Origin of the sequence: Pseudonocardia sp. HH130629-09 (assembly GCF_001294645.1) — a bacterium.
Taxonomy (GTDB): domain Bacteria; phylum Actinomycetota; class Actinomycetes; order Mycobacteriales; family Pseudonocardiaceae; genus Pseudonocardia.
In genome coordinates this window covers 4,045,863-4,071,963 of sequence record NZ_CP011868.1, presented here as the reverse complement: position 1 = coordinate 4,071,963, position 26,101 = coordinate 4,045,863, and the positions used below count along the sequence as shown (strand labels likewise).

General features: G+C 73.6%; 22 protein-coding genes and 2 pseudogenes. 17 read left to right on the top strand and 7 right to left on the bottom strand.

What is annotated here, in order from left to right; genetic code table 11:
• Nucleotides 1–15: 15 nt before the first annotated feature.
• From XF36_RS18705 to XF36_RS18695, 3 genes are read right to left on the bottom strand one after another with little or no spacing between them, the layout of a single operon-like run.
• Nucleotides 16–894: a hypothetical protein gene (locus tag XF36_RS18705; RefSeq protein ID WP_060712968.1), complete on the bottom strand. Its 879-nt coding sequence runs from the start codon at nt 892–894 to the stop codon at nt 16–18.
• Nucleotides 891–2,087 (bottom strand): aromatic ring-hydroxylating oxygenase subunit alpha, encoded by a 1,197-nt coding sequence (locus tag XF36_RS18700; RefSeq protein ID WP_060712967.1) that lies wholly within the window; start codon nt 2,085–2,087, stop codon nt 891–893. The genes XF36_RS18705 and XF36_RS18700 overlap by 4 nt, the downstream gene beginning before the upstream one ends.
• 31 nt (nt 2,088–2,118) lie before the next feature.
• The gene (locus XF36_RS18695) at nt 2,119–3,663 is read right to left on the bottom strand and encodes a class I adenylate-forming enzyme family protein (protein ID WP_060712966.1); all 1,545 of its coding nucleotides are present in this window, start codon (nt 3,661–3,663) and stop codon (nt 2,119–2,121) included.
• Nucleotides 3,664–3,731: 68 nt separating this feature from the next.
• Between XF36_RS18695 and XF36_RS18690 the strand changes: the two genes are divergently transcribed.
• From XF36_RS18690 to XF36_RS18675, 5 genes and pseudogenes are all read left to right on the top strand, one after another.
• Complete coding sequence (locus XF36_RS18690) at nt 3,732–4,319, top strand: TetR/AcrR family transcriptional regulator (protein WP_060573806.1); 588 nt, start codon at nt 3,732–3,734, stop codon at nt 4,317–4,319.
• A gap of 247 nt (nt 4,320–4,566) precedes the next feature.
• Entirely contained in the window at nt 4,567–6,114 is a 1,548-nt protein-coding gene (locus XF36_RS18685) for an aldehyde dehydrogenase family protein (protein ID WP_060712965.1), read from the top strand.
• A gap of 97 nt (nt 6,115–6,211) precedes the next feature.
• Nucleotides 6,212–6,304: pseudogene (locus XF36_RS35270) on the top strand (hypothetical protein); the annotation flags it as partial.
• 124 nt (nt 6,305–6,428) lie between these two features.
• Nucleotides 6,429–8,456 (top strand): molybdopterin dinucleotide binding domain-containing protein, encoded by a 2,028-nt coding sequence (locus XF36_RS18680; protein ID WP_238588958.1) that lies wholly within the window; start codon nt 6,429–6,431, stop codon nt 8,454–8,456.
• Complete coding sequence (locus XF36_RS18675) at nt 8,453–10,087, top strand: 4Fe-4S binding protein (RefSeq protein WP_060712964.1); 1,635 nt, start codon at nt 8,453–8,455, stop codon at nt 10,085–10,087. The genes XF36_RS18680 and XF36_RS18675 overlap by 4 nt, the downstream gene beginning before the upstream one ends.
• Before the next feature lie 122 nt (nt 10,088–10,209).
• On the opposite strand, the gene XF36_RS29590 is transcribed toward XF36_RS18675, so the two are convergent.
• From XF36_RS29590 to XF36_RS18665, 3 genes are read right to left on the bottom strand one after another with little or no spacing between them, the layout of a single operon-like run.
• Nucleotides 10,210–10,356 carry a DUF1059 domain-containing protein gene (locus tag XF36_RS29590; protein WP_064485457.1) on the bottom strand — a complete coding sequence of 49 codons (147 nt, stop codon included), beginning with the start codon at nt 10,354–10,356 and terminating at the stop codon, nt 10,210–10,212.
• Entirely contained in the window at nt 10,353–11,270 is a 918-nt protein-coding gene (locus XF36_RS18670; protein WP_060712963.1) for an alpha/beta fold hydrolase, read from the bottom strand. Before XF36_RS18670 ends, XF36_RS29590 begins: the two co-directional genes overlap by 4 nt.
• Nucleotides 11,267–12,181: an enoyl-CoA hydratase-related protein gene (locus tag XF36_RS18665; RefSeq protein ID WP_060712962.1), complete on the bottom strand. Its 915-nt coding sequence runs from the start codon at nt 12,179–12,181 to the stop codon at nt 11,267–11,269. The genes XF36_RS18670 and XF36_RS18665 overlap by 4 nt, the downstream gene beginning before the upstream one ends.
• 240 nt (nt 12,182–12,421) lie before the next feature.
• On the opposite strand from XF36_RS18665, the gene XF36_RS18660 reads away from it, so the two are divergent.
• From XF36_RS18660 to XF36_RS18640, 5 genes are read left to right on the top strand one after another with little or no spacing between them, the layout of a single operon-like run.
• Nucleotides 12,422–13,885 carry an aldehyde dehydrogenase gene (locus XF36_RS18660; RefSeq protein ID WP_060712961.1) on the top strand — a complete coding sequence of 488 codons (1,464 nt, stop codon included), beginning with the start codon at nt 12,422–12,424 and terminating at the stop codon, nt 13,883–13,885.
• Nucleotides 13,882–14,697, top strand: coding sequence for a crotonase/enoyl-CoA hydratase family protein (locus tag XF36_RS18655; protein ID WP_060712960.1), 816 nt, complete (start codon nt 13,882–13,884; stop codon nt 14,695–14,697). The genes XF36_RS18660 and XF36_RS18655 overlap by 4 nt, the downstream gene beginning before the upstream one ends.
• Nucleotides 14,698–15,879, top strand: coding sequence for a thiolase family protein (locus tag XF36_RS18650; protein WP_060712959.1), 1,182 nt, complete (start codon nt 14,698–14,700; stop codon nt 15,877–15,879).
• Complete coding sequence (locus XF36_RS18645; protein ID WP_060712958.1) at nt 15,876–16,301, top strand: Zn-ribbon domain-containing OB-fold protein; 426 nt, start codon at nt 15,876–15,878, stop codon at nt 16,299–16,301. Before XF36_RS18650 ends, XF36_RS18645 begins: the two co-directional genes overlap by 4 nt.
• A 34-nt stretch (nt 16,302–16,335) precedes the next feature.
• A complete protein-coding gene (locus XF36_RS18640; protein WP_060712957.1) occupies nt 16,336–16,935 on the top strand; it encodes a TetR/AcrR family transcriptional regulator in 600 nt (199 codons plus the stop codon).
• 18 nt (nt 16,936–16,953) lie between these two features.
• Here XF36_RS18640 and XF36_RS18635 read toward each other — a convergent pair whose 3' ends face one another.
• Nucleotides 16,954–17,607, bottom strand: coding sequence for a TetR/AcrR family transcriptional regulator (locus XF36_RS18635; RefSeq protein WP_060712956.1), 654 nt, complete (start codon nt 17,605–17,607; stop codon nt 16,954–16,956).
• Between the two features lie 280 nt (nt 17,608–17,887).
• On the opposite strand from XF36_RS18635, the gene XF36_RS18630 reads away from it, so the two are divergent.
• From XF36_RS18630 to XF36_RS30620, 7 genes and pseudogenes are all read left to right on the top strand, one after another.
• Nucleotides 17,888–20,290 carry a CaiB/BaiF CoA transferase family protein gene (locus XF36_RS18630; RefSeq protein ID WP_238588957.1) on the top strand — a complete coding sequence of 801 codons (2,403 nt, stop codon included), beginning with the start codon at nt 17,888–17,890 and terminating at the stop codon, nt 20,288–20,290.
• A 112-nt stretch (nt 20,291–20,402) separates the two neighbouring features.
• Nucleotides 20,403–21,653 (top strand): cytochrome P450, encoded by a 1,251-nt coding sequence (locus tag XF36_RS18625; protein WP_060712955.1) that lies wholly within the window; start codon nt 20,403–20,405, stop codon nt 21,651–21,653.
• A 176-nt stretch (nt 21,654–21,829) separates the two neighbouring features.
• Nucleotides 21,830–22,039 (top strand): ferredoxin, encoded by a 210-nt coding sequence (locus XF36_RS18615; RefSeq protein ID WP_060712953.1) that lies wholly within the window; start codon nt 21,830–21,832, stop codon nt 22,037–22,039.
• Between the two features lie 76 nt (nt 22,040–22,115).
• Nucleotides 22,116–23,045, top strand: a pseudogene (locus XF36_RS18610) (PDR/VanB family oxidoreductase).
• A 112-nt stretch (nt 23,046–23,157) separates the two neighbouring features.
• Complete coding sequence (locus XF36_RS18605) at nt 23,158–24,357, top strand: aromatic ring-hydroxylating oxygenase subunit alpha (protein ID WP_060712952.1); 1,200 nt, start codon at nt 23,158–23,160, stop codon at nt 24,355–24,357.
• Complete coding sequence (locus tag XF36_RS18600) at nt 24,354–25,337, top strand: GNAT family N-acetyltransferase (protein WP_060712951.1); 984 nt, start codon at nt 24,354–24,356, stop codon at nt 25,335–25,337. Before XF36_RS18605 ends, XF36_RS18600 begins: the two co-directional genes overlap by 4 nt.
• Nucleotides 25,338–25,356: 19 nt before the next feature.
• Nucleotides 25,357–26,100 (top strand): Zn-ribbon domain-containing OB-fold protein, encoded by a 744-nt coding sequence (locus XF36_RS30620; RefSeq protein ID WP_060712950.1) that lies wholly within the window; start codon nt 25,357–25,359, stop codon nt 26,098–26,100.
• Nucleotide 26,101: the final 1 nt, after the last annotated feature.

Below are 26,101 nucleotides of genomic sequence, written 5' to 3'. Positions count from 1 at the left end.
ACCCGGTGCGCGGTGTCAGCCGACCGGCCCGATGTGGAACACCAGGTCGCTGCGGTCGTGCTCGAACAGCAGCGGGCGGAGTGCCTCCAGCAGCGGCTCGTCGTCGTGGTCGGCGACGGCCTCGATGTCGCCGGCGCCCTGCTCCCGCAGCCGCGCCACGGCCGCGGTGACCACCGCGCCGAGCGCCGGGCGCAGGGCCTCCGGCGGGGTCCCGGTGGCGACGGTGACCCCGGTGATCTCCGCGGGTCCGCCGTCCGGACCGGGCGCGCGGACCCGGGCCGTGCCCTCGGCGACACCGATCCGGACGACGTCACGGTCGTCGGCGCGATCGGCCCGGTCCCCGGTGTGCGGACCGGTCGGCTCCCCGGCCCGCCCGGGCACGGCACCCTCGGGCGTCGCCTCCCCGGCCGGCAGGACGAGATGGTGCCGGATCGCTGCGGTGGCCACGCCGGACCGGCGCGCCAGCCGTTCGGCCGCCGGATGGCTGCCGTGCGCGACCGCGTGCAGCGTGCGCAGGCCGGTGCCGGCCCACCCGCCCTCGCCCCGGGCGCGGGTCCCGAGCTCCTCACCGACCGCGGTCGCGACGCCGATCGCCCGCCGGCGCGGGTCGACGACCAGGTCGGCGGCCCCGGTGCCGTCCCCGAGGTCCCGGATCGTCAGCACCCCGGCGAGCACGTAGGCGTCGTCGTGGTCGACGTCGTGCCGGTGCAGGCAGGTGTCGATCTCGATCACGGTGGTCGCGCCGGACGACCCGCCGCGGTCCGGCCGGGGCGGCCCGAAGCCCATCTCGGCGTCGTACCGGGCGGCCCGGTCGAGCAGGTCCCGGGCCGCGGCGGACGGCGCCGTCGTCCGCCGCAGCCGGACCAGGTCCGCTCCGAGTGCGCTCGTGGTCATCCCGCGTCCGGCTCGGTGCGGACCAGCCGGTCGAGCTCCCGGCGGAACAGGTGGTTCCCCAGCTCGTTGCGGCCCAGCAGCATCGTCCCGGCATCCTGGCTGCGCATCGCGGCCTGCGATCCCTCCAGGATGGGGAAGTCCTCGTCGTGGATGATCGAGATCATGATCTTCCAGTTCTTCGCCCAGAGGGTGTCCCACTTCTCCTGATCCATCCCGAGCGCCTCGGTGGTGGGAGCCATGATCCGCATCTCCATCACCGAGTTCTCCGGGTCGGCGCCGTAGGGCCGGAACGTCAGCAGCTCGACGTGCGTGGCGTGCTTGAGCAGCATGCTGTTCGGCGCCATGAAGCAGCTCTCGATTGTGTGCCTGCCGATGTCGGCGCCGGCCGGGTCCTCGTCGCCGATGAAGCGGTCGATGCTCTTGCGCGCGGCAAGGAACCAGAAGTGCCTGCCGAAGTCCTCCAGCGCCAGCTTGTTGGTGTGCAGGACCTTCCCGGCGGTGTTCGGGTGGGCGTACTTGACGTGGTAGTTGTCGAGGAAGCCGTCCTGCATGATCTTCCAGTTGGTCGGCCGGTCGAAGGTCTGCGGCGTGACGCTGACCAGGTCCTCGATCTTGTAGCCGGCCAGGATCGCGTCCATCTCGGGCCCGAGCCAGCTCTCGACGTCGATCTCGCGCTTCGCGTTGTCGATCATCCAGAGGAAGCCGTGGCGCTCCTGCACGGGCAGCTCGACCAGGCCGTGCTTCGAGCGGTCGAAGTCGCCGAAGGTATCGTCGAGGGTCACCGTGCGCAGCTCGCCGCTGGGGTCGTAGGACCAGCGGTGGTACGGGCAGGAGAAGAGCCGGCAGCGGCCGGACTCCTCCTCGACCAGCTGCGCCCCGCGGTGGCGGCAGGCGTTGACGAAGGCCTTCACGCCGCCGTCGCGCTGGCGGATGACGATCGCGTTGTTGCGCGGCAGTCTGCGGGTGAGGAACTCGTTCGGCTTCGCGATCTCGGAGCCGTGCCCGACGATGAAGGGCACCTCGCCGAACACCCGGTCGCGCTCCAGCGCGGCGAGCTCGGTGTCCCGGTACTCCACCGCCTCGGACGGTGCGATCTCGCCGAACTCGTCGGTCGTCTCCTTCTCGACGTGCCGGAGCATGGTGCGGAACGCGCGGTCCCGGCGGTCGGTGGCACTGGTCTCGTCGACGGTCATGTCGGTCCTCCTCGTCGTCGTCCGGGTCGGTTCAGGCGGGCAGCGGCGTGCGGCCGTGCCGCCGGTGGGTGTCCGGGATGTCGGTGTGCCGGGTGCGGATCGCCGCCTTGTCGATCTTCATGCTCGGTGTCCGCGGCAGCGGGTCGTCGACGAGGACGACGTAGCGGGGCATCTTGTAGGAGGCGAGACGTGCCCGGCAGTGCTCCAGCACCGCCTCCTCGGTGACCGGTCCGGCGGTCCGCAGGAGGAGCGCGGGGGTCTCGCCGAACTCGTCGTCGGCGACGCCGATGACGGCGACCTCCACGACGTCCGGCAGGGTGAGCGCCGCGCGCTCGACCTCGGCGGCGTAGACGTTCATCCCGCCACTGATGATCATGTCCTTCAGCCGGCCGACGATCCGCAGCGCACCGTGGTCGTCGACGACGCCGACGTCACCGGTCCGCAGCCACCCGTCGCCGAACGTCTCGGTGGTGCGCGCCTCGTCGTCCCAGTACCCGGCGGCGACCCCCGGCCCGGAGATCCGGATCTCGCCGGGCTCGCCCGCCGGCAGCGGGGCACCGTGCGGGTCGGTGACGGCGACCCGCGTGAGGATGCCGCCCTCGCCGACGGACTCGGGGCTGCGGACCGCCATCTCCACGGTGGGGAAGGTGACGTTCGACAGCGACTCGGTCAGGCCGTAGGCCTGGCGCAGCCCGACGCCCTTGGCCGACCACGCCTCGATCAGCTCGGTGGTGACGGGGTTGCCGCCGGTGAAGGCGACGGTCAGCGACGACAGGTCGGCGTCGGCGAACTCGGGCAGGCGCGCCATCTGCTCGTAGAAGATCGTGGTGGCGGCGAAGGTCGTGATCCGCTCGTCGCGGATCAGCCGCAGTGCGGTGCCGGCGTCCCAGCGGGGGAGCAGCACGACGCTGCCGCCGAGGACCAGCGGGCCCAGGAATCCGTTGAGCAGGCCCGCCGCGAACGAGAACGCGCTGACGTTGAGGGCCCGCCCGCGGAGCAGCTCCGGTGCCTGCAGGGTCCACTCGAAGAACGCGCCGAGCAGGGACTCGTGGGTGTAGACGACGCCCTTCGGGTGTCCCGTCGAACCGGAGGTCGGGATGATCGAGACCGGCCGGGACGGGTCGCGGGGCAGGTCCGGGAGCTCAGCAGTCGAGGCAGCCGAGGCGGCCGAGCCGCCCGCGCCGACCTCGCCGAGCGTGCGGACCGTGGGCGCGCCCTCGCCGATCCCGTCCAGCACCGGCCGGTGCCCGTCGTCGGCGAGCACCAGGACCGGGTCGATCCGCGCGAACACCTCGGAGAGCTCGAACGCCCCGAGCCGCTCGTTGAGCGGGCAGAGCACGGCGCCGGCGCGGAGCACGCCGAGCGCGGCGACGGCCCAGTCCACCGAGAGCGGCCCCAGGACGCCGACCCGGTCACCGGGGCGGACCCCGGCATCGACCAGGGTGCGGGCGGCCGCGTCCTGTGCCTCGACGAGCGAGCTCCAGGACAGGGCGCGGTCGGGGTCCTGCAGGGCGGGCGCCTCCGGGCGGCGCCTCGACCAGGCGTACAGGGCGTCGAGAACGGTGGTGTTGCGCATCGTCGGGCATCCTCCGTCGTGGTGGGTGGGGTGGTCGTACGCTCGGCTCAGCGAGCGAGAGGGTGGGGATGGGGCGCAGGCCGCTCATCACGCGGGACGGTGCAGCGCGCGCCGCGCTGGAGATCGTCGATGAGGGCGGGCCGGCGGCGTTGAGCCTGGAGCGGCTCGCCGCGGCCCTGAGCGTCCGCGCGCCCTCGCTCTACAACCACTTCACGGACAAGGCCGAGATCCTCGCCGAGGTCGCGCGGATCATCGTGCTCGACACCCCGCGCGTCCCGGACCCCGAGCCGGGCCGGTGGCAGGAGTGGCTGGTCGAGGAGACGACGCTGTTCCGCCGGTCGCTGCTGCAGCACCCGCGCGCCGTCCCGCTCGTGGTGGAGCACCTCCCGCAGCCCCTGCTCGTACGGCTCTACCAGCAGTACTCGCGCCTGCTCGCGGCTCACGGCGTCCCGGAGCGGATGCATCTCTTCCTCCTCGAGGCGGCACACCGGATGGCGATCGGGTCGGCGATCAGCACGGCGAACGGCCGGGCCGCCCTGCAGAGCCTCGACCCCGGATCCGGGGACGGGCCGCCGGTCGCGCCGGACGAGGAGGACGAGCGACGGTTCGTCGAGATGGTCCGCACCTTCCTGCGCGGGGTCGACCGGGAGATCTGAGGTCTCCCGGTACCACCAGTTGCGCCCTTGTTCGTCCCAAATAAGCTAACAGCTTTAGTAAATGCTGGTCAAGGAGGCGCCACGGAGGACTGATTGCGCCGGTCGCCGGCGGCGCGGCCGGTCCGGGAGCGGCGTGCCGGTGGTGCTTCGTTACATATGACGGATAGTGTCCGGTGATCGCCACCACGGCTCGACGCCGCCCGCCCGGGCCGTCGGCCGGTCCGGAGTCCAGCACTCGAGGAGACAGATGAGCACCACGACCGAGCAGGACCGCACGGCGTCCGGCGACCAGGCCGAGCGCGAGGTGCGCTGTCCGGCGGACGGACGCGTCGTCGGGTCGGTCCCGCGGCAGGGGGCGGCCGACGTCTCGGCGGCGGCGCGCGCCCTGCGGGCGGCGCAGCCCGCGTGGGAGGCACTGGGGCCGAAGGAGCGCAGCAGGCACCTCCGCCGGTGGCTGGACTGGCTGCTCGACAACGAGCAGCGGGTCATCGGCCTGGTCCAGGCGGAGACCGGCAAGTCGTGGTCGGACTCCGCGGTCGAGATGCAGGTGGCGCTCGACGTCATCAACTACTTCACGGCCAACGCGGAGAGGTTCCTCGCCGACAGGAAGGTCGCGTCGGCGGGTCTGCCCAACAAGGTCCGCACGCTGCGGGTCCAGGTGCGCCCGTACCAGCTGGTCGGCCTGATCACGCCGTGGAACGGCCCGCTGGCCGGTCCGATGATGGACGTCGTGGGCGCCCTGGTGGCCGGTGCCGCGGTGCTGAGCAAGCCGTCCGAGGTGACGCCGCTGACCTGGGCCGCCGCCGTCGAGGGATGGAACGAGATCGGTGCGCCGCCGGTGCTCGCCTGCCTCACCGGCGACGGCGAGGCCGGTGCCGCGGTCGTCGAGGAGGTGGACATGGTCATGTTCACCGGCTCGGTCCGGACCGGACGGAGGGTCGCCGCGCGCGCCGGCGAGCGGCTCATCCCGTGCAGCCTCGAGCTGGGCGGCAAGGATGCGATGATCGTCCTGGCGGACGCCGACGTCGAGCGGGCCGCGGGCGGTGCCGTCTGGGGCGCGATGATGAACGGCGGCCAGGCGTGCATCTCGGTCGAGCGGGTCTACGTCGAGGCCCCCGTGTACGACGAGTTCGTCGCGAAGGTCGTCGAGAAGATGCGTGCCGTCCGCCAGGGCATGGACGCGCCGGGGGCCTACGCCACCGAGATCGGCGCGATGGTCACCCCCTCCCAGCTGGAGATCGTCGAGCGGCACGTCGCCGACGCGGAGGCCAAGGGTGCGCGGGTCCTCGTCGGCGGGAAGCGGGGAGCCGCCGGAGACGCCTACTTCGAGCCGACCGTGCTCGTCGACGTCGACCACTCGATGGCCTGCATGCGTGAGGAGACCTTCGGGCCGACCCTGCCCATCATGAAGGTCGCCGACGAGCACGAGGCGCTGCGGCTCGCGAACGACTCCGACTTCGGCCTTTCGTCCAGCCTCTGGACCCGCGACCGGCGCAAGGCCGACCGGCTCTCCCGGCTGATCGAGGCGGGCTCGGTCTCGATCAACAACGCGCTCGTCGCCGTGTTCCAGCTCCCGGTGCCGATGGGCGGCTGGAAGCAGTCGGGCCTCGGGACCCGGTTCGGCGGGGCGAACGGCGTGCTGAAGTACTGCCGCCAGCAGTCGGTCGTGTCGGAGCGGATGGCGCTGAAGGCGGAGCCGAACTGGTACCCGATCGTCCCCTCGCGCAGCGAGTTCATGGCGAAGGTCGTGCGGTTCCTGGGCGCCCACGACTGGAAGCGCCGGCTGGGCCGCTGACGTCCCCCCGCCGGGCAGTCCTGCGGCCGTCCGGCGGGTCCGGTGCGACGAGATCGGTGTGGGCGGACGACCCGGTCGGCGATACACTGGACACATCATGTCTCGTGTTGAACGGCACCGGATCTGCCCGCTCTGCGAGGCGACCTGCGGCCTGCTGATGGAGTTCGACGGCCGGGTCGCACGGTCGGTCCGCCCGAACCCGGACGACCGGTTCAGCCGCGGGCACGCCTGCGCGAAGGGGCTCGGGCTCGCCGAGCTGGACAACGACCCCGACCGGCTCTCGGTCCCGCTCGTCCGGCGCGACGGCGAGCTGCGTGAGGCGACCTGGGCCGAGGCGTTCGCCGAGATCGGGCGCCGGCTGGCGCCGGCTGCCGCCGCTGGTGGCCGCCGACCCGCAGTCGGTCGCCGTCTACACCGGCAACCCCGCGGCCCACCACCTCGACCACACGCTCTACCTGCCCGCCCTGCTCGGGGCGATCGGCTCCCGCAACCTCTACTCGCCGGCGAGCATGGACACCTGGCCGAAGAACCTGGTGACGGTGCTGCTCTACGGCACCGGGATCGGGATGTCGCTGCCGGACATCGACCGGACGGACTTCCTCCTGCTGCTCGGGAGCAACCCGCTGGTCTCCAACGGCAGCACCGTCTGCGCCCCCGGGTTCGGCGTGCGGCTGGACGCGCTGCGAGCCCGTGGCGGCACCCTGGTCGTGGTCGACCCGGCCCGCACCCGGACCGCGGAGGTCGCGGACAAGCACCTCGCCGTCCGTCCCGGGACGGACGCGCACCTGCTCATGGCGATGCTCGCAGTGATCGACGCCGAGGGGCTCGTCGACACCGGGGCGGCCGGCACGCTCGTCGACGGCCTCGACACCGTGCTCGACGCCGCGCGGCCCTTCACCCCGGAACGCGTGGCGGACGTCTGCGGGGTGGCGGCCGCGACGATCCGCGACGTCGCGATCCGTTTCGCGACCGCACGCTCCGCCGTCGTCCACTCCCGGATCGGCACCTGCACCCAGGAGTTCGGGACGCTGGCGAGCTGGCTGGTCGAGGTGCTGAACATCGCCACCGGCCGGCTCGACGTCCCCGGGGGTGCGATGTTCGCGACGCCGCCCGGCGGGGGACCGACGACCTGGCCCGGCAGCATGAAGCAGCCGCCGTTCGGCCGCTGGCACTCGCGCGTGCGCGGGATGCCGGAGATGCTCGGCGAGCTGTCCGTCGCCTGCCTCGCCGAGGAGATCCTCACCCCCGGCCCCGGGCAGGTGCAGGCGCTGGTCACGATCGCCGGCAACCCGGCGCGGAGCATCCCGGGCAGCGCCACGATGGAACGCGCGCTGCGCGAGGTCGGCTTCCTGCTCTGCCTCGACACCTACCTGAACGAGACGACCCGGCACGCCGACGTCGTGCTCCCCGCCCCCGGTCTGTTCGGGCACGGGCACATCGATCTCACGCTCAACCACTTCCAGATCCGCGACGTGGCCCGCTACAGCCCGCCCGCCGTCACCCCCGCGCCCGGCGCGATGCCGGAGTGGCACCAGGTGCTGCGGATCGCCGCGATCGTGCGCGGTACCCCGGACCTGCCGATCGAGGTGATGGACGACGAGGTCGCCGACCAGTCGGCCCGCCGGGCCGCCCGGCTCTGCGGGACCGGCCAGGACGAGGTGCTCGCGGCCGTCGCCCCGCGGACGGGGCCCGAGCGCCTGGTCGACATGCGGGTGCGCAGCGGGCCGTTCGGCGACCGGTTCGGCGCCGATCCCGGGGGCCTGACGCTGGAGCTGCTCGAGCGGACCCCCGACGGCGTCGACCTCGGCCCGCTGGAGCCGCGGCTGCCCGGGGTGCTGCGCACCCCGGACGGCCGGATCGACGTCGCCCCGGCGCTGCTGACCGCCGACGTCCCACGGCTGCGGTCGAGCATCGGGCACCGGCACGCCACCGACCTGCGTCTGATCAACCGGCGCCAGCACCGCGGGATGAACTCCTGGCTGCACAACGCGCTGCCCTACCGGGACGACGGCGCGGGCGGCCTGATGATGCACCCCGACGACGCCGGGCGGCTGGACCTGGTGGACGGCGAGCTGGTCCGGATCAGCGCCGGTCCCGGCGACGTCGTCGCCGAGCTGCGGGTGAGCGCCGCGATCCGGCAGGGGGTGGTGAGCCTGCCGCACGGGTGGGGGCACACGGGGTCCGGGCTGCGGATGCACCGGGCCGAGGCGGCGCCGGGGGCCAACGTCAACCGGCTCGTCGACGACCGGGTGCTCGAACCGCTCACCGGGACCCCGATCTTCAACGGCCTGCGCGTCACGGTGACGCCCGCCGACGTCCCGGTGCCGGAGGGGGACCGATGACGCACGTGATCACCCGGACCTGCTGCAACGACGCGGCGTGCGTCGACGTCTGCCCGGTCGACTGCATCCACCCCCGGCCGGGCGACCCGGGGTTCACGACGGCGGAGAGCCTCTACATCGATCCGGCCGCCTGCATCGACTGCGGGGCCTGCGCGGACGTGTGCCCGGTCGGCGCGATCGTCGGCGACCACGCGCTCGACGTCGAGGGCCGCACGAGCCTGCGCCTCGCCGAGACCTACCTCGAGGCGTTCCCGCCGGCGCCCGACCGCGCCCGGCGCCCGGCCCCGGCGCCGCGGCACACCGCCGGGCCGTTGCGGGTCGCCGTGGTCGGGACCGGCCCGTCCGCCTACTACGCGGCCCAGGAGCTGCTGGAACGGACCGGTGGCGACGTGTCGCTGACGTTGTTCGACCGGCTCCCGGTCCCGGGCGGGCTGGTCCGCTTCGGCGTGGCACCCGACCACGGCGCGACGAAGGGCTTCGGCGACGGGCTGGAGCGGCTGCTGCGCCGCCCGCAGGTCCGGCTGCACCTCGACGTCGAGATCGGCGAGCACCTGACGACCGGCGAGCTGCTCGCCCGGCACCACGCCGTGGTGTACGCGGTCGGTGCCTCCGGCGAGCGCCGGCTCGGCGTACCGGGGGAGGACCTGGCCGGCAGCCTGCCCGCCCGTGACCTCGTCGCCTGGTACAACGGCCATCCCGACCACGCCGGGCGGGACGTCCCGCTGGACACCGGGCGGGCCGTGGTGATCGGCAACGGGAACGTCGCGCTCGACGTCGCCCGGGTCCTGGTCTCCGGACGGGCCGCGCTCGCCGCCACCGACATCGCGCCGCACGCGCTGGACGCGCTGCGGGACAGCGCGATCCGGGAGGTGCACGTGGTGGGCCGCCGCGACGCGTCGCACGGCGCGTTCAGCACCCCGGAGCTGCTCGCACTGGACCGGATCGACGGGGTCCAGGTGCTCGTCGGTGACGGCGAGGCGGTCACCGGCCCGGTGGACGGGTACGCCGCCGGGCTCAAGTCCGAGGCGGTCGCCCGGTACGCGGCGCGCACGCCGGACCCGGACCGGCGGCGGATCGTGCTGCGCTTCGGCCGCACCCCGCGGGAGATCGTCGACGACGGCGCCGGGGCGGTGGCCGGGGTCCGGTTCGGCACCCCCGACGGCGGGACCGAGCTGCTGGACTGCGGGCTGGTGCTCCGGGCGATCGGGTACCGCGGGACGCCGCTGCGCGGCCTGCCGTTCGACGACGACCGCGCGGCCGTCCCGCACGCCGCGGGCCGCGCGCTGCAGGAGCCCGGCGGGGCGCCGCTCACCGGGCACTACGTGACGGGCTGGATCAAGCGCGGCCCGTCCGGCGTCATCGGGACCAACCGCGGGTGCGCGGCCGAGACCGTCGCCGCCCTGCTGGAGGACCACGCGGCCGGCCGGCTTACGGACCCCGGGCCCGGCGCCGAGGCCGACCTCGACCGGCTCCTCGCCGAGCGCAGGCCCGGACGGGTCGGACTGGCCGGCTGGCGGGCGATCGACCGGGCCGAGCGGCTCGGCGGTCGCGCCGCGGGCGCTCCCCGCCGCAAGATCGTCACCCTGGAGGCCCTGCGCACCACCGCCGCACAGGCACCCCCCACCCCCTGACCCGCCCACAGCCGCCCCACCCCGGCTCCAGGCCCTGCGGCAGACGCTCACGGAATGCGGCGGCGCTCGCGCGATCGGGCGAGCGTTCTTCGGTTCGGTGCGCGTCTGCCGGGGCGTGGCTGTCAGTAGGCGATGAAGAGGATCTCGTCCCGGGAGTACTCGTGGTCGGGGTGCTTCGCGGCGAGGTGCTCCTGGGTCAGGCGGACGAGGTCGTCCTCGTCCTCGCCGTGGATCCGGGCCCCGCACGGGCAGGTCAGGTTGGTCTTCACGGTCGTCCCTCCGGTCGTCCGGTTCCGGCGGCCGCGCCGACCGCCACGTGCTCCATGAAGTCGAGCAGGCTACCGGTGAAGACGTCGTTGTCGTCCCCGGCGACCATGTGCCCGGTGCCGTCGACCTCGACGTACCAGGCGTCCGGCACCAGCTCGAGCAGCTCGCGCGCACCGGCCGGGCTGACCACGTCGGACCCGGCGCCGCGCACCAGCATGGTCGGCACCGCCAGGTCGCGCGCGGCCGCCCGTGCCCGCCGCTCGTTCGCGGACAGCGTCTCCGGCGCGGTCTGCCGCTCGTCGACGAGCCGCGGGTCCCAGTGCCAGTACCAGCGCCCGGCCCGGCGCCGTAGGTTCTTCAGCAGTCCACGCGGATTGCGGGGCCGCGGACGGTGTGGGTTGTAGGCGGCCACCGCGTCGGCGACGGCCTCCAGCGACGGGAATCCCTCCTGCCCGGCCCGCATGAAGCGGGTGACCGCCGACGTCCCGGCCCGTTCCGTGGTCGGGGTGACGTCGACGAGGACCAGGCCGCGGGCGAGGCCCGGGTCGGTGCCGGAGGCGAGCAGCGAGGTCATCCCGCCGAGCGACGCCCCGATCAGGACCGGGGGTTCGTCGAGCGTCCCGGTGACCGACCGGAGGTCCGCGACGTGCGCGTCGAGGGTGTAGTCGCCGTCCGGGGACCACTCGCTGTCCCCGTGACCGCGCAGGTCGAGGGCCAGCACCGTCCAGCCCGCCGCGGCGAGGCGCCGCGCGGTGTGCCGCCACGAGTGGCGGGTCTGGCCGCCGCCGTGCAGCAGCACCACAGCGCCGCGGCGGTCCGGACCGGTGGGCTCCCACCGGTCGGCGGCGAGCCGGACGCCGTCGCCGTCGAGGTGGACGGTGCGGCTGCCGGGCTCGTCCCGGACGCCCGCCGTCACCGGTCGCTCCGCACGGCGGTGGCCGGCTCCGGGGCCGCAGGCCAGTCCGGCACCAGGTGGAGCCGGTCGGCGATGCGGTCGCCGAAGGCGGCGGGCCGCTTCTCCAGGAACGCGGAGACACCCTCGGCCACGTCGCCACCCCGCCCGAGCTCGTCGATCGCGAGCGTCTCGATCCGGTGCGCCTCCCACGGGTCCGCGGCGCCGAGCATGCCCCACAGCAGCTTCCGGGACAGCGCGACCGAGGCGGGCGAGGTGTTCCCGGCGATCTCGGCGGCGAGCGACAGCGCGGTGTCCAGAAGCTCGCCGGTGGGCACGACCCGCGAGACCAGTCCGCCCGCCAGGGCCTCCCCGGCGTCGAACACGCGGCCGGTGCTGACCCACTCCATCGCGCGCGAGATGCCGACGATCCGGGGGAGGAACCAGGTCGACGCGGCCTCGGGCACGAGCCCGCGCCGCGCGAACACGAAGCCGAACCGGGCTGTGTCGCCGGCGATGCGGACGTCGGAGGGCAGCGTCATCGTCGCGCCGACCCCCACCGCGGCCCCGTTGACGGCGGTGATTACCGGCTTGCGGGAGGCGGCGATCCGCAGGGCGACGACACCCCCGAGGTCACGGGCCACGCCGTCGACGGTGCCGTGGTCGGCCCGCGGCGCGCCGGCGGAGTCGCCGGAGAACGTGTCGGTCCCGCGCTCCAGGTCGGCGCCGGCGCAGAAGCCGCGGCCGGCGCCGGTCAGGACGACGGCGCGCACCGCGTCGTCGGCGTCGGCGGTGTCGAAGGCGGCGACCAGCTCGGCCGCCATGGTCGCGGTGAAGGCGTTGAGCCGGTCCGGCCGGTCCAGGGTGATCAGTGCGGTCGCGCCGGTGATCTCGTAGCGGATCTGGGTGCGAGGCGGGGTGTCGGTCGCGGTCATGACCTTCCTCCGGCTTCCGGGGCCCCGGGCGGGGCCAACACGGCCGGACGGCGTTCCCGCGCACCCGGCCATAAACCATAAGACATTAGTTTTAGTATGCCCGGGCGCGTGCCGGACGCGGAAGCACCGCGGTGTGGCTTACCGTAAGACATACAACGTTGATTGTCACATATCCTGCCGGATACCGTCCGCTCGCCGGACGCGACGCAGCGCCACCGGGCGCGGAATGGAGACCGGTTCGTGTCGAACGATCTCGCCAACGCCGTCGATCGCAGCACCTTCTTCGTCGGTGGTGACTGGGTCCCGCCCGCGGGGACGGAGCGGGTCGACGTCCTGGAGGCCGCCACCGGTACCGCCTTCGGCAGCGCGGCCCTGGCCGGCCCGGCCGACGTCGACGCCGCCGTGGCCGCCGCGGGCGATGCCCTGCACGGCCCCTGGGGAGCGACGACCGGCGCCGAGCGCGCGACCGTCATGCGCCGGCTGGCGGCCGCGCTGAAGACCCGCGCCAAGGACACCGCCGCGCTCGTCAGCCGCGAGAACGGGATGCCCCGCTCGCTGTCGATCGGCGCCAACGGGTTCAGCCCGCCGCTGATGCTCGACTACTACGCGGGCCTCGCCGAGGGCCTCGACGCCGACGACGTCCGCTCCGGCATGCTGGCCCGGGTGCGGGTCCGCCGTGGCCCGGTCGGCGTCGTCGCCGCGGTGACGCCGTGGAACTACCCGCAGGCGCTCGCCGCGATGAAGATCGCCCCCGCGCTCGCCGCCGGCTGCACGGTGGTGCTCAAGGCCGCCCCCGAGACCGCGCTCGACGCCTACGTCTGGGCCGACGCCGCCGTGGAGGCGGGGCTCCCGCCGGGCGTGCTGAACATCGTCCCCGGCGGCCGGGAGGCGGGGGCGCACCTCGTCGCGCACCCGGGCGTCGACAAGGTCGCCTTCACCGGGTCCACCGCGGCCGGGCGGGCGATCGGCGAGGTCTGCGGCCGGCTGCTCCGCCCCGTCACCCTCGAGCTCGGCGGCAAGTCGGCCGCCCTGCTCGCCGAGGACGCCGACCTCGACGCGTTCCTCACCGCGCTGCCCGAGGTCTCGCTGGCCAACAACGGCCAGACCTGCCACGCGTGCACCCGCATCCTCGCGCCGCGCGGCCGCTACGACGAGATCGTCGACGCGATCACCGACACCGTCCGGTCCCTGCCGGTCGGTGACCCCCTCGACAAGCAGACCCGGATCGGCCCGCTGGTCAGCGCGGCGCAGCGGGACCGGGTACTCGGCCTGGTCACCGCGGGCCGGGACGCGGGGGGCCGGGTGACCACCGGCGGCGCCGTCCCGGCGGGGCAGGAGCGGGGCTGGTTCGTCGAGCCCACCGTGTTCGCCGGCGTCGACAACGACAGCGCGATCGCCCGCGAGGAGGTCTTCGGCCCGGTGCTGTGCGTCCTGCCCTACGACGACACCGACGACGCGGTCCGGATCGCCAACGACTCGGAGTACGGGCTCGGCGGCACCGTGTGGACCACCGACCTCGACCGGGGGCAGGCGATCGCCGACCGGATCCGGTCCGGCACCGTCGGCATCAACCACTACGCGCTCGACGTCCTCGGGCCGTTCGGCGGGGTCAAGGCCAGCGGCCTCGGCCGCGAGCTCGGGCCGGAGGGCCTCGCCCCCTACGTCGACCTCAAGTCCGTCTATCTGACCCCGGAGTCCCGATGACCGGCAGTGCCACCCCGGCCGAGACCCCCGACGAGCCGGCCGCGACCTACGAGCGGCGCGGCCACGTCGGCCTGATCACGCTGAACCGGCCGCGCGCGATGAACGCGGTGAACTCCGCGCTGTCCGTCGCGGCCGGTGACGCGCTCGCCGCCGCCGGCGCCGACGACGAGGTGCGCGTCGTGGTGATCACCGGCGCCGGCCGGGGCTTCTGCGCGGGCGCGGACCTCAAGGAGGTCGCCCGCGGCAACCGGATCGACGACCGGGACCACCCGGAGCGGGGGTTCGCCGGGCTCGCCCGGCACTGGGTGGACAAGCCGACCGTCGCGGCCGTCAACGGCTTCGCGCTCGGCGGTGGCACCGAGATCGTCCTGGCCTGCGACGTCGCCGTGATCGACGAGACCGCCTCCCTGGGGCTGCCCGAGGTGAAGCGCGGCCTGATGGCGGCGGCGGGCGGGGTGATCCGGCTGGCCCGGCAGATCCCGCAGAAGGTTGCGCTGGAGGCCGCGCTGACCGGGGAGCCGATCCCCGCGGCCCGCGCGCACGAGCTCGGGCTGGTCAACCGGGTCGCCCCCGAGGGCACCGCCCTCGACGTCGCTCTCGGCCTCGCCGGTGTGATCGCGGAGAACGCCCCGCTGTCGGTGCGGTACAGCAAGCAGGTCGTGCACCGCTCCCGCGACGCCGGCTCCGACTGGGACGACCCGGCCTGGAGGCTCAGCGACGACGCGATGAAGGTCGTGTTCGCCAGCCGGGACGCCCGGGAGGGCCCGACCGCGTTCGCCGAGAGGCGTGCTCCCCGTTGGGAGGGGCGCTAGATGACGGGTGCGGCGATCGCCGGTCTCGGCACGACCGCGATGGGCAAGGTGTACGGCCGGTCCTCGACCTCGCTGGCGGCCGAGGCGGTGCGCGGCGCCGTCGCCGACGCGGGCCTGGCGCTCACCGATCTCGACGGGCTGCTCGTCAGCTCCGGGATCAAGCAGGACGTCGGGGTCGGGCTCGCCGCCGTCCTCGGTCTGCAGGACCTGTCGGTGCTGAACCAGGTGAACGCGTTCGGCGCGACGGCGGGTGTGATGGTCGCCCAGGCCGCGCAGGCCGTCGCCGCGGGCACGGCGAGCACCGTCGCGTGCGTGTTCGCGGACAGCCCGCTGAAGCCCAAGGAGTCCGCGGGCTCGACCTACGGCGCCCCGCAGCGCAGCGGCCGGGGCCGGCCCGTGCGCGGCTACGCCGGGTGGTCGGTGGCCTCGGGCGCGACCAACCCGAACATCCTCTACGCGATGTGCGCGCGCCGGCACATGGAGCGCTACGGCACCACCTCCGAGCAGCTCGGCGAGATCGCCGTCGCGCAGCGGTCGTGGGCGGCGCGCAACCCGCTGGCCCAGATGCGGGAGCCGATCACCCTCGCCGACCACCAGGAGTCGCGGTGGATCGCCGATCCGCTGCACCTGCTGGACTGCTGCCTGGTGAGCAACGGCGCCGTCGCGGTCGTGGTGACCTCGGCGGACCGCGCGGCCGGGCTCGCGCGGCCCGCGGTGCACGTGTGGGGATACGGCCAGGCCCACGCCCCGCGGCGGATGCAGGCGGGCTCCGACTGGGGTCTCGTCACCCCGGCCGCCCGTTCCGGGCCGCAGGCCCTGCGGATGGCCGGCGTCGGGGTCGGCGACGTCGACGTCGCCGAGATCTACGATTGCTACACCTACACGGTGCTGGTCACTCTCGAGGACTACGGGTTCTGCGCCAAGGGTGAGGGCGGTGCGTTCGTCGCCGACGGGCGCCTCGCCCCTGGTGGCACGCTGGCCTGCAACACCGGCGGCGGCCAGCTGTCGTCGTACTACATGTGGGGCTTCACGCCGCTGTCCGAGGCCGTGATCCAGGCGCGGGCCGACGGCGGGGAGCGTCAGGCGCCCCGGAACGACGTCGTGGTGGTCAGCGGCAACGGCGGGATCCTCGAGCACCACTCCACGCTGGTGCTCAGCCCGCACGCGAGGAGCGGACGGTGACCGGCTTCCCCCAGGTCGAGCGGGACGACACGAGCGCCGCGTTCTACGACGCGGCGGCCCGCGAGGAGCTGCTGATGCAGCGCGGCCCGTCCGGCACGGTGCTGCCCCCCGAGGCCAGGACCGACCCCGCGAGCGGATCGGCCGATCTCGAGCCGGTGACCGTCTCCGGCGACGGCGTCCTGGTCAGCTGGGCGGTGGTGCACCGCGCCCCGCTCCCGGCCCTGGCCGACGCCGTGCCCTACGTCAGTGCGGTCGTGGAGCTGGCGGAGGGGCCGTGGGTCATCGTGCGGCTGGTCGGCGACATCTGCTCGCTCAGCGCCGGTGACCCGGTGCGGGCACGGTTCGTCCGCTCGGGGGCTCCCGAGGACCCCGGCGAGGTGTTGCCGGTGTTCGAGCCGGTCGCGACCGGTGTGACCAGCTAGCATCGACGGGGTTTTCGACAGGGAGGGGCCGGACGTGGCACGAGGGCGAGGGCCGTTCGCGGGCGGGCCGGAGCAGGCCCGGCGCCAGCTGGTGGTGGCCGCGGAGGAGTGCTTCCTGGACTTCGGTGTGCGGCGTACGACGATGGACGACGTCGCGCGCCGGGCGGGTGTCTCGCGCCCGACCGTCTACCGCTACTTCTCCGACCGGGACGCGCTCGTCGTCGAGGTCGTCACACGCCGCGCGCGGACCTTCGGGGTCCGGGCGAGGGAGTACATCTCCGGGCGCCCCGACTTCCCGTCGAAGATCGTCGACGGGCTCGGCTACCTGGTGCGCGGCGGGCGGCGGGACCCGATCCTGAGCGCGTTGCTCCAGCCGGACAACCTGTCCGCCACCAGCGGGATCCTCACCGCGGGGAAGGTCGCCGAGCGGCTGTCCTTCGAGGTGTGGGAGCCGATCCTGATCGCCGCCCAGGAGGCGGGGGAGATGCGGCCCGAGATCGACCCGCAGGAGCTCTGCGGCGTAATGGCGGACCTGGAGCTCATGATGATCGGGCGGCAGGACCTGCTCGACCCGGACGGGCCGGGCGTGCGCGAACTCGTCGGCGACTTCCTGCTGCCGGCACTCGCGGCGTGAGGGTGCCCGGCCGTCCGCTCAGCCGGCGGCCGGCACCGGGACCGTGCCGTAGGTGCCGGCGCGGTGCAGAGCCGGCGCGACGAAGGTCTGCATGAGGGAGCGCTGCGCCTCGTCGGTGCTGCCGGGCCGGTTGGTGCGGCTGAGCACCACGAGTTCGATGTAGGTCAGCCAGGTGCAGAACGCCGTCACGTCCAGATCGGAGCGCACCTCGCCCGCGTCCTTCGCGTCCTGGACGATCGGGCCCCAGAGCTCCGCGGACAGGGTCACCGGCAGCCGGGACGCTTCGGGGTGACCCTGCATTCCCTCCATGAACTCCAGGCTGACCAGCTGCTGGAGCATGGGATCGCGGCTCCCGGCGTCGACCAGGAAGATCATGCCGTCGACGAGCTTGTCGTCGATCCGCGCACGAGTGTCGATGAAACGGCGGGCCCGGTCCAGCAGGTCCCGGGCGCGGGACAGCAGGACGCCGAGCACCAGGTCGTCGCGGTTGGAGTAGTGCCGGTAGACGGTCGGCCGTGACACCCCCGCCTCGCGAGCGATGTCGTCCATCGTCGTCTTGGTGATACCCAGACGTAGGTAACAGGCCTCTGCGGCGAGCAGGATCGCCGTCGCGGGGTCGGACACCCGTGTCCGGGCGGCCCGGGGCCGGCCGCCACCGGAGCTCTTCGACATGGCACCTCTTCTCGAAGCTCGACCGCAGGATACCTCGCCGCCGGACACACCGATGATCGATCGTTGGGCCGGACGGCGCAACGGCCGTCATGACACGTGACCCCGCGCGCGGGCGCCCGCTGCATGGCCCGCCCGTCCATGGTGCCATGTGATACGAAAAACACGGAGTGTCCGGTGTAGTGATCTCGGACGCGGAGGTAGCCTCTCCTCTTATCTATATTCTTTAGATTTCTGGGTGAGTGGCCGCGCCGACGCGGCCGGGACCGAAGGGGCGCACTGCGTGAGCGGCACGAACATCCAGCACGACGGCCTCCCGCTGGCAGGGCTGCGGATCATCGACCTGGCCGACGGGGCGGCCGAGGGGTGCGGACGTTACCTCGCCGACCTCGGCGCCGACGTCCTGCGGGTCGAGCCGGCCGGCGGGGCGCCCGGGCGGGCCGACCGGCTGGGGTTCGCCCTGCGCAACGCGAACAAGCGCAGCACCGTCCTCGACCTCGGCTCCGGCGCGGGACGGCAGCGGCTGATCGAGGAGGCCCGCCACGCGGACGTCCTCGTCGAGTCGTTCACCCACGACGAGGCCACCGCGCTCGGTCTCACCCCGGACGAGCTCGCCGCCGTGAACCCGGAGCTGGTCGTCGTCTCGGTGACCGGGTTCGGCCGCACCGGGCCGTACCGGGACCGGGTGGCGACCGAGGACGTGCTGGCCGCCGCCGGCGGCGTCCTGTGCCGGTCGGGCCGCCCGGGCGGGACGCCGCTGCTGCCGCCCGCCGGGCTCGTCGACCAGCTCGTCGCCGTGCACGCGGCGTGGGCGACGCTGGTCGCGTATGTGAAGCGGCTGCGGACCGGCGTGGGTGAGCACGTCGACGTGTCCGCGCTCGAGGCCGTCGTGCACGGGTTCGACCCGGCCTTCGGCGCCCAGGGCACGGCCGCGGCCGGCCGTGCCGAGACGTTCCCGCGGGACCGGCCCGACGCGGCCAACTTCTACCCGGTCTTCCCGTGTGCCGACGGGAGCGTGCGGATCTGCCTGCTGGCGGCCCGGCAGTGGCGTGCGATGTTCGCCTGGCTCGGCGAGCCGGAGGAGTTCACGGATCCGCGGTTCGACGCCATCCCGGCCCGCTACGCCGCAGCGGACCGCCTCAACCCGCTGATCGCGAAGCTCTTCGCCGGATCGACGCGCGAGGAGCTCGTCGCCGAGGGCACCGCCCGCGGCATCCCGGTCGCGGGGATGCTGAGCCCGGACGAGGTGCTCGGGGCGGAACACTTCCGGGAGACCGGCTCGCTGGTGGAGACCGAGCTCGCCGACGGGCTCCGGGCGCTCGTGCCGTCGGGCTACGTGACCGTCGACGGCGTCCGGGCGGGCCTGCGTGCCCCGGCACCCGGCCCGGGGACCGACGCCGGCGGGTTCGGCGAGGCGCCGCCCCGGGACCTCGGGCTGCCCCCGCTGCCTGCCGGTGCCGGACCGCTCACCGGGGTCCGGGTGCTCGACCTCGGAGTCATCGTCTTCGGCGCCGAGCTGGGCCGGGTGTTCGCGGACCAGGGTGCGGACGTGATCAAGGTCGAGAACAGCGCCTACCCCGACGGTCTGCGCCAGACCCGCAAGGGCGGCGGGATGAACCCGTCGTTCGCCTGGGGGCAGCGCAACAAGCGGGGTCTCGGGCTCGACCTGCGCAGCTCCGAGGGCGGCAGGCTCTTCCGGGAGCTGGTCGCCACGGCGGACGTCGTCCTGGCCAACTTCAAGCCGGGCACGCTCGAGTCGCTCGGCTTCTCCCAGGCCGAGCTCGCCGCCGTCAACCCGCGGATCGTCGTCTCCGACAGCAGCGCGTTCGGCGCGCGCGGGCCCTGGCGGAAGCGGATGGGGTACGGGCCGCTCGTGCGGGCCTCCTGCGGGCTCTCGGCGCTCTGGCGGGACCCCGCGGCGGACCCAGCGGACCCGGCCGCGTTCTGCGACGGGTCGACCGTCTATCCCGACCACGTGGCCGCGCACGTCGCCGCGGTCGCGGTGCTCGCCGCGGTGATCGGGCGGGCCCGCACCGGCCGGGGCAGCGCCGTCGACACCGCCCAGGCCGACGCGGCGCTCGTCGCGCTGGGCCCGGTCCTGGCGCGGTCGTCGCTGCGGCCCGGGACGGAGTCGGCGGAAGGGAACGCGCGGCGCGGTGCGGCGCCCTCCGGTGTCTTCCCCTGCGCGGGTGACGACGAGTGGTGCGTGATCACCGTTCGTGACGACGAGGCGTGGCGCCGGCTCGCGTCCGCGACCGGCCTGCCCGACGATCCGGGTCTCCGGACCGCCGAAGGGCGGCTCGCGCGGCGCGGGGAGATCGAGGAGACCCTCGCCCGGTGGACCGCGGGGCACTCCCCGGACAAGGTCGCCGAGATCCTGCAGCGGGTCGGCGTGCCCGCGGCCGCGATGCTGCGACTGCCCGACGAGCTGACGGATCCGCAGCTCGTCGCCCGCGACGCGTTCCACACGCTCGAGCACGAGCAGCTGTCCGCCGCGGTCCCGACCGGCGCCCGGATCGCGCGGTTCTCCACGGTGCCGGACCCGGAGCTGCGCCCGGCCCCGATGCCCGGCGAGCACACCCGACAGATCTGTGCCGAGGTGCTCGGCCTGCCGGATCCGGTTGTCGACGAGCTCGTGGAGGCGGGTGTCCTGCAGGTCCGCGACCCCGGGCCGGCGATCGGGTGAGGTTCCACCCGACCCGGGGTCGACGCCATCACCCGTATTGGCTAAGTTACTTCGAGACAATATTCGTCGTTTGTCATGTTACGCGTCACCGGCGACCGAACAGGAGCGACCCATGACCACCACTGAGGCCGACCTCACCCCCGATCTCGTCGTGGATTTCGACATCTACGACCCGTCCGTCACGATGCCGGTCGACCGGATGCAGGAGAAGACGGCCGAGCTGGCCGCCATCGGGCCCATCGTGTGGTCGACGACGCACGGCGGCCACTGGCTCGTCACGTCCTACGAGCACGTCCACGCGATCCTGCGGGATCCGGAGACCTTCTCCAGTCACCCGAACAACCTGGTCGACGCCGGGCAGGGCAAGTTCCTGCCGATCGAGCTCGACCCGCCGGAGCACACCTCCTACCGGCAGGCGCTGCAGCCCCTGTTCAGCCCGAACCGGATGAAGGTGCTGGAGCCGCGGATCCGCGAGATCGTCATCGAGCTGATCACCTCCTTCCAGGCCGACGGGAAGGTCGAGTTCGTCGAGAAGTTCGCGCACGAGCTGCCGACGCAGGTGTTCCTGGCCCTGATGGGGTGGCCGCTGGAGGACGCGGCGTTGTTCACCGACGCCACCGAGGTCGCGCTGAACGGACGCCCGGGCGAGACCCCGGAGCAGGCCGCGGAGTCGCGCACGAAGGCCGCCTACGAGATGTTCGGCTACTTCATGAAGGTCATCGCCGAGCGCCGGGCCGCCATCGCCTCCGGTGACGCCGCCCCCGAGGACGTCACCAACGCGATCATCGCCACCGAGATCACCGACTCCGAGGGCGTGCAGCGCCCGCTCACCGACGACGAGCTCGCCCGGATGTTCTTCCTGCTGCTCATCGCCGGTCTGCACACCACACAGGGCTCGCTCGCGTGGATGATGCTGCACCTCTCGCAGAACACCGAGGAGCGCGACAAGCTCATCGACGACCCGGGTGCGGTGCCCGCGGCGGTCGAGGAGATCCTGCGCTACGAGGCCGCGATCGCGATGGGCCGTCGCGCGACGACGGACGCCCGGATCGGCGACATCACGGTGCGTGCGGGCGACCAGATGCTCCTGCTGCTGTGCGCCGCGAACCGTGACGAGGGCGAGTTCGACGACCCCGGCTCGCTCGACGTCGAGCGGACGCCGAACCGGCACCTGACCTTCGGCTCGGGCCCGCATCGCTGCATCGGGTCCCACCTGGCCCGGCTGATGCTGAAGATCGCGGCGGAGGAGCTGCACCAGCGGATCCCGGACTACCGGCTCGACCCGGAGGACCCGCCCGTCGTCCTGCCGAGCCAGGTCCGCGGGTTCGCGCGGCTGTCGTTGCTGTTCACGCCGGTGGCCTGACGGCCGACGGCGACGTGAGGCCGGCCGGGCGCGCCCCGGCCCGCGACACCGGCGGCACCGCGACCGGGTCGGCTCCCGGGCTCCCGGGGCCGGCCTCGGTGCGCGACCGGCGCGGCTGCCGGGCCCGTGGCACGTACGAACGGGTCTGCACGGCATCGAGGAGCACGAGGAGAGACATGGAACAGCACCTGACGGTGGACCGGAAGGCCTGTGCCGGACACGGGCTCTGTTACGGGGCCGCGCCCGAACTCGTGGATTGCGACGAACAGGGCGACCCGGTCGTCCTCACCGATCCGGTACCACAGGCACGGGTCCGCGAGGCCCAGCATGTCGTGGACATGTGCCCGGAGCGGGCGCTGGCCCTCGAACAGACGCAGTCGGCGTGACCGGCGACGGCAGCGCGTGAAGTGAAAGGTCATCGAGGTGGGTAGGTCCGATCCGGCATCCGTGCACGACATCGACATGGAGGTCGCGGACCGGGAGACGGTCGCCGACGGCGTCGTGCGGCTGACCCTGCGCGCGATGGACGGGCGACCCCTCCCGGAGTGGGAGCCGGGCGCGCACCTGGACCTCCATCTCGGCGACGACCTGATCCGGTAGTACTCGCTCTGCGGCGATCCCGGAGACCGCGAGGTGTACCAGGTGGCGGTGCTGCGGGAGCAGCCCGGCCGGGGCGGCTCGACGCACGTCCACGACGTGCTGGAGACCGGCACCGCACTGCGGGTCCGCGGCCCGCGGAACAACTTCGCGCTGGCCGAGGCGCAGCGCTACCTCTTCGTCGCGGGCGGGATCGGCATCACGCCCGTCGTCCCGATGATCGCGGCCGCCGAGAAGGCCGGCGCCGAGTGGCGGCTGGTGTACGGCGGCCGCTCCCGCGCCTCGATGGCCTTCGTCGACGAGCTGGTCGAGCGGTACGGCGACCGGGTCGAGGTCGTCCCGCAGGACGAGCGCGGCCTGCTCGACCTCGACGGGCTCCTCGGCACCCCGCAGGACGACCTGCTCGTGTACTGCTGCGGGCCGGAGCCGCTGCTCGCCGCCGTCGAGGAACGGTGCGCGTCGTGGCCGGGTGGCGCGCTGCACCTGGAGCGCTTCTCCCCGAAGGAGGTCGCCGAGCCCGCCTCGGGCGACTCGTTCGAGGTCGAGTTCGCCGGCTCCGGGGTGACCGTGACCGTGCCACCGGGGGTCAGCATCGTCGACGCCGCCGCCGAGGCGGGGGTCGAGATCGAGACCTCGTGCCGGGAGGGCACCTGCGGGACCTGCGAGTCCGAGGTGCTCGAGGGGGTCCCGGAGCACCGGGACTCGCTGCTGACCCCGGACGAGCAGGCGGCGAACGACGTGATGTTCCCCTGCGTCTCGCGGTGCCTGTCCGGGCGGCTCGTGATCGATCGCTGAGCGGACGCCGCACGGCACGGTCGGGACTCCCGTGCTAAACCTTAAGGCTGTAGAATACGTCCGACCAGTTCTCGATCCGCGACGTCACCGGTCGCGGGAGCAGGAGGCGGCAGTGTCCACTGACCAGACCGCGGCGAGTGCCCAGCAGACGGACGAGCTCGCCGCCCGCAACGACCGGATCCGGCGGGCTCTCGACCACATCCGCAACGACAGCACGGATGAGTACGACGGCATCGCCTCGTTCACGGCCGAGGAGTTCACCGACCCGGAGATCGCCCGCCGGGAGCGGGACGCGGTGTTCGGCCGGGTCCCCTCGATCGTGTGCCACGGCAGCGAGATCCCGAAGCCGAACGACTTCATGACGCTGCAGATGCCGCGCAACGACGTGATCATCGTGCGGCAGAAGGACCACTCGGTGAAGGCGTTCGTCAACCTCTGTCGGCACCGCGGTGCGCTGCTGGAGGAGCAGGAGAAGGGCCGCTGCCGGCTGTTCTCCTGCGGCTACCACCGGTGGTCCTACGACACCGACGGCTCGCTCCGCGCGATCACCCGCGACAACACCTTCGGCGAGATCGACCGGTCGCAGTACGGGCTGATCGAGCTGCCCGCCGAGGAGCGCCACGGCTTCGTCTGGATGGTCGACGACGCGGCCGCCGAGATCGACGTCGCGTCATGGCTGGGTGCCGAGATGGACGGCATCCTCGCCGGCTATGGCATGGACAAGCTCGTCTCGGCGCAGGCCGAGGGCTTCGACGAGCCGGTCAACTGGAAGATCATGCAGGACGCGTTCCTGGACGGCTATCACATCCAGTACGCGCACCCGAACACCGCGGCCAAGCACATCCACACCAACGTGATGGCGGCCGAGGACTTCGGGCGGCACGCGCGGTTCATCGCGCCGCGCAAGACGATCGACAAGTACCTCGAGGAGCCCCCGGCCCCGGACGAGGACCTGTCGCCCTACGTCACCGAGACGCACTTCCTGCTGCCGAACAGCACCCTGCTGCGCCAGCCCGACCACTTCGAGCTGCTCACCTTCCGCCCGCACCCGACCGACCCCGGCCGCTGCCGGATGGAGATGCGGCTGGTCGTGCCGAAGGTCGAGGACTCGGGCATGGACTCCGAGCGCTGGACCAAGATCTGGGAGAAGAACTGGAAGATCCTCCTCGCGGTGCTGCACCAGGAGGACTTCCCGCTGCTGCGCAGCTCCCAGCGGGGCATGGGCAGCGCCAACGCCGGCGGCATGCTGCTCGGCCGCAACGAGGTCATCAACCAGATCTTCCACCGCGAGCTCCGGAAGCTGGTCTCGTGATCGATTTCGAGTGGTACCGGCCCGGCGGGCCCGGCTTCGAGCCGGACGTCGAGGCGGAGCTTCGGGAGATGCTGGCCGAGGCGTCGGAGACCGACGCCGAGGCCGGCTTCCCCCGGCTCTCGCTCGACGACCCGATCGAGCCGGGGACGTCGCACCTGCTGGTGTGGCTCCTCCCGGACGAGCGCTCCGGGCGGAACGTCCCGCTGGTGCCGAGCCTCGCCGGGTTCCTCCGGGTCGAGCCGCTGCGGGGCGAGGACGCGGGGACCGCCGAGGTCTCCTACCTCGTCCGGCCGGACTACCGGTCCCGCGGCATCACCACGCTGCTGATCGAGAAGATCGGCCTGGAGCTCGGCACCCCCGACGGCTGGCAGGGCACCGGCGTGTCCGGCCTGCGGGTCTGGGCCCGGGCGAACCACCCGGCCGCGCTGCGCATGTCGCTGCGGTTCCGCCGCTACGGGATCCGCACCGTGCTGCGCGAGTGGCAGATGCTCGCGCCGGTGCGGATCGGCCGGGACGTCGACCCGGGCGCCGAGCCCGGGCGTCCCGCGGTCCGGCAGGCCGCCGGCGCGGCGGAGCGCGACGCGGCCGCGGCGCTGTGGACGGCGAGCGGGCGCAGGCACGAGCCCCCGGCGGACACGGTCCTGCTTGTCAGCGGATCCGCGGAGCGGCCCGACGGCGCCGTCTGGGTCGACCCCGAGTCCGGCGAGCCGACGGAGTACGGCACGGCCGGACGCCTCGTCGCCGTCGTCACCCGGGACCCGGACCGGGACCGGGAGGAGGACCCGCTCGTGCGGTCCCTGCTGGTGGCCGGGCTGGAGTACCTGCGTGACGCGGGGCTCCGGGTCGGCGCCACCACGATCGACTCGGAGGACCGGCCGCTCGTGCACGAGGCCCGGACCCTCGGTTTCGTCCACGACCAGACCGACGTCCAGTACACCGTGCACAACCGGACCACCGAACCGTTGCCGGCCGTCCGGTGAGGGCCGGAATGGAGCAGAGATGACCGAGGTGCGGTTCCCCGACGTCCCCGCGGACCTGGCCGACGTGGTCGTGCGCCACGGCCGGGCCGTGGCGGCGGGCGAGAACGAGACCGTCCTGGCGGACTTCCGTCCCGACCGGGTCGGCCAGCTCCTGGCGTCCGCCCGGCCGCCGGACCGCATGAACGCCTCCGAGGTCGTGGCGATCGAGCCCGGCCCCGGCCCGCTCTACAGCGCGTACATCCGGTACAGCGGCGCGGGCGGCGACGAGGCCGTGTTCCGGTCGCGGTGGATCGACATCGACGGCACATGGCTGGTCACCCAGGTCCGTAACGTGCCCGACACCCCGCCGAGGACGCCGTTCGCGGAGCCGACCGAGGACGGGTCCGACACCCCGCACTGGGAGGGCCTGCGCCAGGGCGAGCTGCGGATCCAGCACTGCCCCCGGTGCGACGAGTGGATCTGGTCGCCCCGGCCGATCTGCCCGTCGTGCCACCACGACGAGCTGGAGTGGCCGTCGGTGGACCCGGCCGGGACCGTCTACGCGTGGACCCGCACCTGGCAGCCGTTCCACCCCTCGGTCTCCGGGCACCTGCCCTACGTGGTCGTGACCGTGGAGCTGCCCGCGGCGGGGAACCGTCGCGTGGTGGGCGTGCTGCTCGACGGCGACGGCGCCGACGTCCGGATCGGGCAGCAGGTGAAGGCGGAGTTCGACGACGCTGCGGACACGGCGGACTACCCGCTGCTCCGCTGGCGCCTGTCGTAGA